Origin of the sequence: Haloquadratum walsbyi C23, from assembly GCF_000237865.1 — an archaeon.
In the GTDB taxonomy this organism is placed as follows: domain Archaea; phylum Halobacteriota; class Halobacteria; order Halobacteriales; family Haloferacaceae; genus Haloquadratum; species Haloquadratum walsbyi.
This window is the reverse complement of the sequence record NC_017459.1, coordinates 858,460-871,749: the sequence shown is the minus strand read 5'-3', so window position 1 is coordinate 871,749 and position 13,290 is coordinate 858,460. Positions and strand designations below refer to the sequence as shown.

Here is a 13,290-nt window from a genome sequence, read left to right as displayed (position 1 = left end):
GGGGGTTTCAACGGGCAGAGTGAAGCCGCCGACCTCCACGGACTCCTCGCGGAGTTCGGGTGTTAATTCCAGCCGACCCCTCACGGGGAAGGTCGGAGGGAATTAAATTCGCCTGCGGGTGCTGTGCAGACCCCAAACGGTGAAGCCTCGGGGCTTGACCCCGAGGTACTTCACGGGTCAACTGACCAGTGAAACTCTTGCTATACTCCTTAGAAAGATATCTGGATAGCACCGATTAGTATAAGTCATGCCATACTCTACCAATTAACACGATGTCCGACCATGCGGACTCCGAACAGACGGATGAATCGCCGCCTGTACCAGCGCGAGTGGGTGAAGCAAGAGGACTCGACGATGTCGAATCATATGAAGTTGACGACGGGATCGTATTCTATGACCCACAGAACCCTCTTGCATGGGTTGAGACGTCAGAGACGATTACACTCAGTGAATACTGCTGATTAGTTTTGAGCGTTACATATATTAACTAAACTAAATTCGCCTGTTGGGTGCGGTGCAAAGCTCCGAATGGTGAAACATGGAGGCTTGCCCCTAGAGTACTTCACAGCGGAGGTTTTGCCGAAGGAACTCCTTTTGATTCCTCGGATATTTCTATGTGTATGCCATTTGATAGTGATGAGTGGCCTGACGAACCAACCGAATATGACCCAGAGTCACGGTGGGGGGATCCAGAGAATGATCTTGTCTCGATTCCATCGGTTGATATTCCTAGTACGAAAACGACAGGTGAAGAGTCCGGATTAGCAGCGTCAGGAGAAACGATTAGTGGTAAGCAAGCACGGTTTTTCATCGTGGCTGTTGTGTTTGCGAATATCGCGGTAGCTGGAATTGGAATCGGGATCCTTCTGATTGGGTTTCGCGGTCAGTGGAGTTGGGGTAGTGGTAGTATTGCTCTTGGTCTCATTACATCGTATCGAACATACCGGTTAACCACCCGGTACTATGATTATATCGGTGATGCAAACAATGACGACACCAACCCTGAAGAGACTACTACCACCACTCAGCCTATCTCAACGGCAGATGATCATGCGCGCAAGGTCGATGATCAAGCCAATAATAAAGATGGCAGTTCCTGAACTACCCTGCCCTACCGCGCTCGGGGCTCCCCGCCCCTCGCTTGGTGAGGACAGGGCTCCCTGTCTCTGTGTTGGAACTTGTTCCCGACGTGGACACAGCGGTTCCAGACTCCGCAGGCGATTTCCCTTCACAGGTGGTTCGGAGTGTCCCACTCCTCCCAGATGGACACTCGGCCACAACGACGGTGCGCGCTTCTTGTCGCGCTTGAACACTGTTACTGTTAGAGACCTGTCTCTTACCCACAAATCGAGTCAGGATTGTAGCGGAGCGGGATCGGCGAGCACGACTGAAATCCTCGGCATCTACAGTTTCAACACCTCTTTGGAACAATTGTAGTGGAGTTGATTACCGGCGTTCTATAACCCCCACAGCCGATATCACTGTCTGAGTCGCTTCTCGCCTCGATTTTTTGCGTTCAAAATACCTCTGAGAGCGTCTGAAACGCCCGGTTACGACTCCACGAACCTATGGGTAAGAGACAGTGTTAGAGACATGGTGAGCATCGTACTACCAGACTCACCCGTGTGGGTAGTAAAGTAAACGTAGCGATGAACGCGCAACCAAACTATGCGGCACTGTATCCCCTCCCTACGCCCTCACTCTGTTCGGGCGTTGAGGAGGGGCTTAGCGCCTCAAATCAACTAAAATTGTGGGCTCTTTCCCTGGATACAGATGGATGTACTGAAGTCGGGATTTCATGTTGAAAATTATCCTTGTGCGCGAGTCCAACAGATGAGTGAGTCGGGTATAGATAGATAGTCAGATGATTCGGATTCGGAAACGATACTCATATTTGTAATAATTGAGATATATATTAACATTTGAATTCGGATATGAGGTGTTTGATTATTTGCAATTCGAAATGAGATGTTTTGTCAGATGGGTTTATACTGTCTCATTGATTACCTATTGTGAATGCGGACTGTCTATCATGCTGATGGCACTCAATATTTGCTGTGCAAGGAGTCAAGTGAGTCAAGTCTCATCCGCGATCCACGTTCAGGTGAGGAAAAATACGTCTCAAATGAGGAGTTAACGATTGCCGACACAGATGATTCACCGCTTGTTGCTGCTGCAAGTGGAGTCCCAGAGACTGTACGAACCGTGCTTATTGCAAGTCATGGCGAGGATGCACTCGGACTATTGATTGAACTCACGGATCGGGAGGGTCTCAGCGTCGTGAGTATGCTCGATGCATACGATTACTGCGAATCAGAACTCAATGGGCAACTTGCTGAATTTCGCGCTGCAGGACTCATTACTGAGATAGAAATATATGGTGAACGTGGATATGGACCAACAGAAATGACTAAAACCGCAATTGAATCACTTCGGTCGATTTCAAAATAATCACAGGTGGTCGTTCGTGAGGCGCCGGAGATGCGGAATAAACCACTCAGTTATTAGTATATAAGCGATCCAGATTTTTTTATTGCGGTGTTTTATTTGAGCTTGCAGCGCTGATCGCCGCCCGCTGTGGGTCATCAATCCGCGTGATTGATGATCGATTGCTTGTTGGGTCTTTTTTAACTGTCACAAGATGATCTGCCGCCGCAATGAGTTCTTTATCATGACTCACAATCAGAATCTGTGCGACGCCACGACGCTGCATATCCTTGATAAGGTCGACAAGTCGACCAACATGTCCGGAATCAAGGAATACAGTCGGCTCGTCTAATATAAGTGGTGGCATCGGTGCTGTTCCGTCGATGCCCTCTGCTAATAGTCGATAGATTGCACAACGTAATGAAAGATTAAATAGTGCACGTTCACCACCTGAGAGTTGCTCTGGATTGAGAGCAGTTTCATCCTTCTGGAAGATAGTCAACTCATATGCATCATCAAGTTGGATTCGAGAATAAGCGTCATTATCGTATATAAGCATAAATACCTCATTTAGCATCCGCTCAAGCGTTTCAACATTTTGCTTACGGAGGTCGGCTCTCAGTTCTCGATATGTTGATGAAAGGGTTTCAACTTGCTCATGAAGCGTCTCAAGCGCACTAACGCGATCATTAATTGCTGTATGTTTTTCCCGAAGCTCAGCCAAATTTTCAATTTCTCCACGGACACTTCCAATTTGACTTTGGATATTGTCACGCTTGTCGCGTAATTCATCAAGTTTCTCAGAAACATCCTCAAGATATGAGACCGCTTCTTCATGATTGTTCTGTGCTTTTTCAATTCGTGCTTCGTTGACATCCGCAGTGAGTTCTGCATGACGGTCACGCTTCGCTTGGAGATATTCACGGCGCTCATCATTTCGATCTGCGATTTCCTCACGTCGCTCACGGAGGCGCTCGATCTCTGCTCTTATGTTCTCAATTTCTGATTGAATTTCCGCAAGATTATCCAATTGATCGCGAGCATTATTGATTGTCTCTAGCTTTGATTCCAATGTAGCCACTTTTTCAGCTTCTGAATCAGCATTTGACATCTGTGTTGCTGCCGCATCCCGTTTTTCATCCGCTTCTGTCTCAAGCTCGCCTGCATTCTCGCGGAGTGATGCTGCTGTCTCGGTCTGCTCATTGACCGCTTCACGCGCGTCTGCAATCCGTTCACTTGCGAGAGATTTTCGTTCTTTGAGAGTCTCAAACTGTCGTTCAGATTCAACGAGGGACTCAGCGGCTTCAATTTTATTATTTACTTTATTCTGTTTTGTTTCAAGTTGACTGAGACGCTCAGTAAGCGTTTCAATCTGCACGTCATACTCGTCAAGTGCCTCAACATGTGGTGATTCCTCAATTGGCTGTTCACATGTTGGGCACTTACCAGCTTCTTGAAGCGTCTGTGCTTCATTACGGCGGTCTTGGACGGTCGAAAGTGATGCACGAGTAGACGCAAGATCATTGCGGATGTCATCATGCTCTTCTTGAAGCATTTCAAGATACTCTGTCGCTTTACCTAGAGTTGCCGGCGAATTATTGAACTGCTCACGCACCGACGTCATTTGCTCTTCGATGTCCGCTTGAGCTTTTTGTTGAGTTGTAATTTGTTCTTTCGCCTCCGTGACCGCGGTTTCTGCTTCTGAAGCCTGTTCTTGGAGCTCATCAGCGCGCGATTCAAGTTCATCAACCCGCTCAGTTAGCCTCTCAGCTTGGTTTTCAAACATTGTTTGCTGCTGTCGTGCTGTCTGCAATGAGTCACGAATTGAGGACTCCTTATCATCAAGAGTAGACCGACGTGCTGCGAGCGTGTCTGCATCAGCCGATGTAACCTCAGCAGATGAGAGTGCATCAGTACGCGCTGACGAGAGTGTCTCCACCTGTTCAGTCTTTGTTTCAATTGCTTCACGAAAGTCTGCGCGGGTCGACTCATCTTCTTCGATGGTCATGCGAAGATCGTCGATTTCGGCTTCTAGTTCTGTGAGTTCCTCTTGTGTTTCTTCATGTGACGTTAGAATCTCTTTGGCGTTATCTCGGGTTTCTTGAGCCCGTATTTTATTCTCCTCATATCGTTCAATTTCTGCATCGATATCTGCTCGGGCAGCCTCATATTCATTGAGCTTTTCATGCAAATTGGCGTCCTCTTTTCGCTCGATTTGTGTTTTAATCTCGGTTTGAGCACCACGTTGCTCAGAAAGAATGTCCTCAACGCCAAGTCGGGCATCGGACGCACGCTCACGATACATCTCAAGTCGACCAAGTTGAAGAAGATCGTCAATGATTGCCTGTCGCTGCGTCGGAGTTGCATTAATAAGTTTATTTACCTCCCCTTGGCGCACATACGCACAGTTAACAAAGGCTTCAGCGTCCATCCGAAGAATATCGGTGATAAATGCTCTGACGTCGGTCGCTCCATCAATTTCTATATCCGGACCATCAAGTGTACATTGAGCTGTCTGTATTCGATCGCCACTTCGCCGGAGTCGCCGCTTGATATGATATTGTGATCCAGCATGTGAAAAAGTGAGTTCAATCGTTGCATCATCTTCATCAGTTGTGACAATGTCATCAAGCGTTTCATCAAGTGCACGTGCACCATAAAGTGCAAAAAAACAGGCCTCGAGTAATGACGACTTCCCGCTGCCATTTAGTCCATGGATGATTGTCACACCGTCTTGGAGATCTAAACTCGCGTCTGCGTACGGCTTAAAATGCTCGAGGGTAATATGATCAAAGCGCATCTAAAAATCCTCCATAGTGAATTGACTTGATGCAGAATTAGATTCGTCAGTTTCAGATGTATCCGATTCATCGTCAGATAGCTCTGTTTCTTCAGTTCTATCTATACTGGGCTCTGCATTTGAGTCTGAACCGATGTTCGCGGTTGTGTCTGTGTCTGTATTTGCATCTTGGGATATATTTGTGAAACGGTTGGTATCCGCGATAATATCCATGTTTTCATCGTTCGACATATCATCTGAGTCAATCTTGATATCTGTATCGTCATCTTTGACCGTCGATTGTGGCTGTTGGACAAACGGTGTATGATTTTCCGTTTCTTTATTCGATGATGGTGGGTTCGTTGTGTAATCAGCCGACGATATCGATGAATCTGACTGTGTGCCTTCGGGACTTGTCGGGGTTGTTTTGTTAAATGTGTTTGTGTCTGCTGAAGATGTTTGAGTAAATGCATCAAGTGACTCGTTAGTTAGTAGCTCTGAGATTTCCTCAGTGACTGTATTTCGGATATTCGAATCAGAAATGCTATCTGAACGAATCATGGTATCAATGTCGTGTGCTGCAGTCGAGAGATCAAGCTCTCGGATTCGTTGTTCAACAGCAGCATCTGGGTCGGCAAATGAGACAGTGGTATCTATATTCCCCTCTTCAGGATGCTCACGGCGATCAGTAACACGAGCAACGAGTGCACCATGGTCAGTCGCGAACGTCTCAATCGTGGCTGGCGGAACGGAGTCACCGTCACCAGTAATTTCAATGACAACAACAGCATCGCCAAGGTCGTATTCACGAAGGCGGTCACAGACCCGCTCAGCTCCCTCGCCTGTGGCAAGATCAACAGAGACGAACACAAATGGGCGCGTTTCGAGACTTCGACGGCGAATATCAACGTCAGTATCGAATGTAACAAGATTATATCCGCGGGCAGATTCCTCAACTGTACTTGTTCGTTCTGTGGAACCACAGTAAGTTACCCAAGCGTCCTCAACCGTCTCAACGCCGGGAGCATGGTTATCTCCAAGCAGCAATGCATCAAAATCAACTGATGCAGTCGTGAGCACCGTTTCTGTCTCCCAGTCTGCGTGTGCAAAAGGGGTGAATAGTCCGTGGCTAACAAGGGCGGCGTGAGTAGCCTCATGTGGGTTAAATTCATATGTAAGTTCCTCTCGTCGAGATGGTGGAACGTGATCAAGCCCATAGAGTGCAAGATTATCATTGATGTATCGCGGTGAGTTATCAAGTCGTTCAGCAAGTCCAAGTCGCTCAAACAAATCAAGCCATTGTCCGTGACGAGTCGATTCGTGATTGCCAACAACAGCAAGAAATGGAATATCAGCCTCGCGCAAATCTCGAAGGATATCAATTGTTCCAAGAAGATCTGTCAGCGATGGGCGGCGGTCATGAAAGAGATCACCTGCATGAATAACCGCGTCGACATCAGCATCGCACGCGTCAGTAATGACTTGGTTAAATGCATTAAGAAAGTCCTCGCGTCGTATTTGCGAGTGGTACTGTTGGTACCCGATGTGGGTGTCGCCGGTATGAATCACCCGCGTCATTTGGTGATTTATTATATCGTTGCGCCTAAAACGGTTCCGTGAGTGCGGGGAAATCACGACTGCACATTATAATTATAATTTTGGGTAATAAAAATAGATAATATGTGTTTCTTCTTAGACATATACTCAACTGGTTGACTGGTTGTATAAACCGTATTATTTATGATGAATGTATACAGAATATCTGGCAATGCAAAAACCATTATTGGTTACAGATTTCCTTGACCGGGCACGCAGATATTATGGCGACTGCGAGGCGGTTGTCGGAACCGATGGAAGTCGATATACGTATGATGAGCTTGGGACCCGCGCAGATGGATTTTCCGCAGCGCTTAGACGGATGGGTGTTGAAAAGGGTGATCGCGTTGCAGTGCTCGACCCAAACACTCATTATCATCTTGAAGCCGCATACGGAACATTCCAAATCGGAGGTATCCATACACCGCTTAATTATCGACTTATTGCTGAGGATTATGAGTATATCCTCTCAGATGCTGATGTTTCCGTTGTCTACGCTGATCATGAGTATGCTGAGAAAATTGATACAATTCGAGATGACGTGCCAACAGAGACGTTCATTACAAATGATATTTCAGAAACAAACACTGAGGGTAAATGGCACGAATTTGATGATATTATCGCTCAGTCGACCGAATATAGCCGTCCAAGCATGAGTGAGGATGAAGTTGTAACAATAAATTATACGTCTGGAACCACCGGTGACCCAAAAGGAGTCTGTCGCACGCATCGAACGGAAACGCTGCATGCACAGTATGTTTCAATACATCAACAAATTTCTGACGGCGATGTATATCTTTGGACACTCCCAATGTTTCATGTCAATGGGTGGGGGCACATATATGCTATAACCGGACTTGGAGGAAAACACGTCTGCACCCGGGGTATTGATGCCGAATGGATTTTTGATACAATCAGATCTGAGGACGTATCATATCTTTGTGCTGCTCCGACGGTGCTGAATATGTTAATGGATCGGTATGATAGCGAGGGTGGTGTGAAAACAACTGGTGATGCATCAGTGCGTGCAGCAACCGCGGGTGCTGCACCACCAGAGGCAACAATCAGGACGGTTGAGGAAGAGTTTGGCTGGGATCTCCTGCATGTGTATGGCGCGACTGAAACAGGACCGCTCATTACAACATCAGACGTCGATCGGCGACTTGATGATAGTGATAACCGATTTGGTTTGAAGAAAAAACAGGGAATTGGATATCTCGGGACTGAGGTTACTGTCGTTGATGAAACTGGTGAAAGGGTCCCGTGGGACGGCGAATCGATTGGTGAGATTGTGGTCCGCGGTAATCAGGTGATGGACCGCTACTGGAAGAAGCCCGAACAGACGGAAACAGCATTTAGCGATCGGATTGATGGCTATTATCACATGGGTGATTTGGCAGTTGTAGATGAGAATGGGTTTATTGAGATTCAGGATCGTAAGAAGGATATTATTATTTCGGGTGGTGAGAATATTTCAAGCATTGAATTAGAAGATACACTATTTAGTCATGAAGCTGTGAGTGATGTTGCTGTTATCCCCGTGCCATCTGAGGAGTGGGGTGAATCACCAAAGGCATTCGTTGTTCCGGTAACTGCGAACCCACAGACGTCAAATGTGAGCGAATCAGAATTGATCGAGCACTGTAAAGGGATGCTCGCGGGGTATAAAATACCGCGTGAGATCGAGTTTGTCAATGAGTTACCGCGAACCGCGACTGGGAAGATTCAAAAATATGAACTTCGCGAGTCTGAGTGGGAGGGTGAAGAACGGATGGTTGGGGAAGGGTAATTATGTATCATACGATTGCGTAATCAGAGTGTAACAGCAATTCCACAAACAATTTGCAGTCGTTATAATCGAGTGATGAGTGGCGAGGTAAATATATGTATTATGAGATTGAGCGAACGTTACGTTCATACTCGCCCGTCTCAAATCAAGAGACACGGAATGAGGCGGGATTACTTTGAACTGGATGTGACCGATGTTGCCTGGGTAGATAACGATACGGACCCCCGTGAACCACAGGTCAGGATTGATTTTGATGGTCCAACTGATGTACTTGAATCGCAATTGACAGACCCTAATGGGGAGTATCTTGATGCCGATGAGACAGACGTTGCATTCCGATTGCAGGGTTCAGTCGAGGATCCAGATGCAAGTGGTGTAGTGAGTGTAACAAACCGAATCACCGGTGATTTTATTCTTGAACTAAATGAGTCAGCTGACAGCGTCTTATCATTCATTCGAGCTGCCCGAGAATATGGTCACGACGGTAGTGTTGATACTGAGGGCGGGAGATACCGCGTTGAATTATATATCGAAGGAACTGAGGCTGTCGTCTATCATAAAGAGACATTTCTCGTATACGATGCTGATGGGAAGCTTCTTCGCTCACATAGTCTAATCCCTTCTGGTGTTGAGTTGTAATTAACTGGTGAACACCTATTGAGCTTCTTACACGACTGAAACTGTCGTTCTGCAATGTAAACATCATATGCTGAGTAGGTCCAACACCACGACCTCCGGACCGCTGATAAGCGTTCACGCGGACGAAGATATCAAACTGTAATTCGCTGTGACGATTGAGTTATCGATGGTATTGTATGATTGGATATAATGAACCAATCTGTTGAGACCATTAATTTAATTTCGTCAATTATTTTCGGCTTAAATAAATGTTTACGTATCTTTTTGTTTCTTCGGTCGTTATTTGATTCTATCAGTATCCTTTTGAGCAAAAATATCGAATTTAGTTTTGACGCTCAATGTCCATTTGACAAGAGCGTCACTGACGGACTGCAAGACTGGTGCTCTCTGCAGTCAATTGATCATGAACGGAGTCCTACACAGGTCTCCGTCTTGATCATGCACACACAACTGACTGTGGTTGCACCGATCATCACCTCCGTCATTATAATATACCGAGTCAGGTAGAATACACAGATATTGATGTGATATTCAGACTATGTTATTTGACGTCCATCCTGTGCTGAAGGGCGAGGTTTTAGGCTTGCATCTTCAATAATGCGCACATGACAGTCGACGTCCGTCAAATCCAACTTGGAAACGCAGTATTCGAGGGAAATAATAACGCATATTTATTGGACGGCAATGTCACCACGCTGATTGATGTTGGTATTGCAACCACAGAGACGCGAGCAGAACTTGAGGCTGAACTTACCACTGCTGGGGTCTCATTGTCATCAATCGATCAAATTCTTTTAACACACTGGCACGCTGACCACACAGGTCTCGCAGGAGAGATTCAGGATGTCTCAGGGGCCACAGTCCGTGCACACGCTGATGACGCAGACCTAATTGCAACTGGAAAGAATTCAACAAAACGACGAGAGGTACGACAGCAGCGACTTGAGGAATGGGGTGTTCCAGCAGCAAAGCAAGATGAGTTACTATCGTTTCTTGATCGGTTCAACGGGATCGGTGGTGAATCAGTTGATGTCGACCCCGTGACCGATGGAGAAACGATCTCTGCTGGAGATATCGAATTGACAGTCAAGCATCTACCTGGACACACAGCAGGTCACGTTGGATATCACTATAGTGATAAAAAAGAGAAATTCGCATTTGTTGGCGATGTTGTTCTTCCGGAATATACACCAAATATCGGCGGTGCGGACCTTCGAGTTGAGTCCCCAGTTAGCACATATCTCAATAGTCTTGATCGCTTATCCAAGATGGAACTTGAACATATATGGCCTGGTCACAGGGAACGTATTATTAATCCAGCACCCCGGGTTGATACAATTTGTACGCATCATGTCAAACGGACACAGCGATTATATGACGTCCTCACTGAACACGGTACCACAGATGTGTGGAACGTGAGTGCTGCATTATTTGGTGAACTTGATACAATTCATATTCTCCACGGTCCTGGAGAAGCATTCGCCCATCTGATGTGCCTTATTGAATCTGGAATTGTAGAACGGGTTGAGAATGATACAAGAGTCGATCCCGTGCGTAGAGGACATAGCCAACAATATCGAATTATTAATCCCGAAATCGCGAGTGATATTGATATTGAGACAATACTTTTGACATCCTCTCCGCGCTGAAGCGCAAGGATTCCTTCATGGGCGTTGGGCCGTCCGGCGCCCCACGAAGGCAACGTCTTCACCTCGCGTGGTGAATACCGAGTTCGTGCGCTCACGTCGACCCTCAAAGCGGGGGTATGATCTATCTAGCGTCCGAGAAGGACGCGCTATCCGCTTATCCCGTCCTTGATATCGTCTGAGCAGAGGCGTCCGAATACCGGGCAACTGCGAACGGGACGTGTGTTGGTGTGCTGTCGCCCCCTCCCCCCGTTTGCATGGTCGTTGCCGACCGTCTCCAGTAACGGTAGGTGTAGTGTGAAGACGGCGAATGAATCTCAACCAGGTACTCCCCACCGGGGGTGCCAGCGGTAGGTATGGAATCGTCAATATCAACGGGAAGTGAGCCTGAGTCTTCCGATTACCGCAGGATACGACGCCGGGATAATTGATAATATCGGTTGTAGAGGATTGTCGAATTCATCTCCGCCCTGAAAGACGAGGCTTTTTTTCAACTCTCCGTAAAGACGAAATATTGAAACACCATCATCAGAAAAGGTAGGTATGGAATTACGGGTCATCGAACGAACGGACACTGAACTCCGTATTGAAGTGGCTGGCGAGGACCATACATTCATGAATGTAATAAAGGGAGCCTTGCTCCAGACAGATGGGGTTGCAGCCGCGACATATGATGTTAATCCCGAGCAATCAGGAGGACAGACTGAGCCAGTCCTCTCAATCCAAACAGAACCTGATGCAGATGTTGATCCGCTCGATGCGCTCGGCGATGCGTCACGACAGGTACAGACAACAGTTGATGACTTTACAAGCGCATTTACAGCAGCGGTTTAATATTTCTATCAGCGGATTTTCAGATATTTGCAAACGTGTAATTTCACATAGTGAAAATGTCATGAGAGGTTACGTTATGATTGTAATCGTACCCAACGCGTACTGAGACAATCAATTGACTTACGATATTCTTCAATCAGCAGAGAGATTTCGCATCATAATCGTGAGTGTGGTGACAATGACGGTCACAATCGGTAATTGCGTGATAATCAAATGAGAATGTAGTGGCGATGCTGATAACTTAGCTTCGAATGGGTACACCACGCTCATCAAGATACTCCTTTGTCGCCTCAATACTATATTCACCAAAGTGGAAAATTGAGGCTGCAAGCCCTGCATCCGCGTCAGCTTCAGTAAATACCTCATGCATATCGGCTGGACTACCGCACCCTGAGGAGGCAATAACAGGCGTTGAAACGGCATCACACACCGCGCTCGTCAATGGAATATCATATCCATCTTGTGTGCCATCAGCGTCGATTGAATTGATAAATAACTCACCGGCTCCCCGAGTTTCAGCTTCAGTTACCCATTCAAGAACATCAATACCAGTTCCTTCGCGACCACCCTTGACTGTACACTCAAACCAACATGATTCCCCGTCAACAGAGAGATAATTCTCACCTTGTTCATCGAACCGACGACGGGCATCAACTGAAATAACAATACACTGTGATCCAAACGCAGATGCGCCGGTGGTGATCAGTTCCGGGGTTTCCAATGCTGCGGTATTAATCGATACTTTATCTGCTCCGGCGCGAAGTGTGCTCTTTATATCATCACGAGTCCTGATACCGCCGCCAACAGTTAATGGAATGAATATCTCATCAGCAACACGGGAAACTGTCTCAAGCATCGTTTCACGACCTACAGCGGAAGCAGTGATATCAAGAAAGACAAATTCATCAGCACCAGCCATATTATACTGTTTTGCCATTTCCACCGGATCACCAGTATACTCGAGATCTTCGAAGTTTATTCCAGTATAAACGGCTGGGTTTCCATCCTCATCAAGATCAACATCAATACATGGGATAATTCGTTTTGTCAACATCCGATGAGTATGTATTTACCGATGACGTGTTTGACCGTTTCGACTATTACGTTCTGAACAGGCGCAATCCCACGATCTTCACACTGTAGGCAGACACCATCGCTCTATATTATGAATTATCGATGTCGTTCTTCTCGGTTTAGTTTTCATGACTCTGTCACCAGAGCTAGACTGCGCCTGACGGGCACTTACGCTCTGCACAGAGACATCATCGGCGGATATTATCGCGTGTGAATTTATAAATTTTATATATAATTATTGATATCGTGAAAGATACTGAAGCCGAGAGTATATTTATGACCGACTCACAATGAGAGAGTGATGAATGAACACACGATTACTGATGATCATTCAACCGACACCAATGATCAGATGCGTATTACATCACCGATGCAGCCATTCGGTATGAGTGCTGTTACGACAGGTATAATAATTACCATCATTGGAATTGGCATTATTTTTGGGATTCCACTTCTTCTAGCGTGAGATCATCCGACATATTAAATTGTGTTGTTGCATTTTGTAT

11 protein-coding genes are annotated in these 13,290 nt (G+C 46.4%); 8 read left to right on the top strand and 3 right to left on the bottom strand.

Features of this window, described 5'->3' with window-relative positions; genetic code table 11:
• Positions 1-272 precede the first annotated feature (272 nt).
• From HQRW_RS03860 to HQRW_RS03850, 3 genes are all read left to right on the top strand, one after another.
• A complete protein-coding gene (locus tag HQRW_RS03860) occupies positions 273-461 on the top strand; it encodes a DUF7331 family protein (protein ID WP_011570982.1) in 189 nt (62 codons plus the stop codon).
• A 159-nt stretch (positions 462-620) separates the two neighbouring features.
• On the top strand, positions 621-1,100 hold the full coding sequence (locus HQRW_RS03855) for a DUF7322 domain-containing protein (RefSeq protein WP_231852404.1): 480 nt from the start codon (positions 621-623) through the stop codon (positions 1,098-1,100).
• A gap of 916 nt (positions 1,101-2,016) precedes the next feature.
• On the top strand, positions 2,017-2,451 hold the full coding sequence (locus HQRW_RS03850) for a DUF7346 family protein (protein WP_011570980.1): 435 nt from the start codon (positions 2,017-2,019) through the stop codon (positions 2,449-2,451).
• Positions 2,452-2,530: 79 nt separating this feature from the next.
• Here HQRW_RS03850 and rad50 read toward each other — a convergent pair whose 3' ends face one another.
• On the bottom strand, positions 2,531-5,227 hold the full coding sequence (gene rad50, locus HQRW_RS03845; protein WP_014555535.1) for a DNA double-strand break repair ATPase Rad50: 2,697 nt from the start codon (positions 5,225-5,227) through the stop codon (positions 2,531-2,533).
• Positions 5,228-6,784, bottom strand: coding sequence for a DNA double-strand break repair protein Mre11 (gene mre11 / locus HQRW_RS03840; RefSeq protein ID WP_014555534.1), 1,557 nt, complete (start codon positions 6,782-6,784; stop codon positions 5,228-5,230).
• A gap of 190 nt (positions 6,785-6,974) precedes the next feature.
• Here mre11 and HQRW_RS03835 point away from each other — a divergent pair, with 190 nt between their 5' ends.
• The 4 genes from HQRW_RS03835 (at position 6,975) to HQRW_RS03820 (ending at position 11,710) form a co-directional block, all read left to right on the top strand.
• On the top strand, positions 6,975-8,591 hold the full coding sequence (locus tag HQRW_RS03835; protein WP_014555533.1) for a long-chain-fatty-acid--CoA ligase: 1,617 nt from the start codon (positions 6,975-6,977) through the stop codon (positions 8,589-8,591).
• 159 nt (positions 8,592-8,750) lie between these two features.
• A complete protein-coding gene (locus tag HQRW_RS03830; protein ID WP_011570976.1) occupies positions 8,751-9,230 on the top strand; it encodes a DUF5793 family protein in 480 nt (159 codons plus the stop codon).
• Positions 9,231-9,835: 605 nt separating this feature from the next.
• Positions 9,836-10,879: an MBL fold metallo-hydrolase gene (locus tag HQRW_RS03825; RefSeq protein WP_014555532.1), complete on the top strand. Its 1,044-nt coding sequence runs from the start codon at positions 9,836-9,838 to the stop codon at positions 10,877-10,879.
• Positions 10,880-11,419: 540 nt separating this feature from the next.
• The gene (locus HQRW_RS03820; protein ID WP_011570974.1) at positions 11,420-11,710 is read left to right on the top strand and encodes a DNA-directed RNA polymerase subunit L; all 291 of its coding nucleotides are present in this window, start codon (positions 11,420-11,422) and stop codon (positions 11,708-11,710) included.
• Positions 11,711-11,951: 241 nt separating this feature from the next.
• Here the strand turns inward: HQRW_RS03820 and hisF are convergent, their stop codons facing one another.
• On the bottom strand, positions 11,952-12,764 hold the full coding sequence (hisF, locus tag HQRW_RS03815) for an imidazole glycerol phosphate synthase subunit HisF (RefSeq protein WP_014555531.1): 813 nt from the start codon (positions 12,762-12,764) through the stop codon (positions 11,952-11,954).
• A gap of 321 nt (positions 12,765-13,085) precedes the next feature.
• On the opposite strand from hisF, the gene HQRW_RS15990 reads away from it, so the two are divergent.
• Positions 13,086-13,250 (top strand): DUF7550 family protein, encoded by a 165-nt coding sequence (locus tag HQRW_RS15990; RefSeq protein WP_162467400.1) that lies wholly within the window; start codon positions 13,086-13,088, stop codon positions 13,248-13,250.
• Positions 13,251-13,290: the final 40 nt, after the last annotated feature.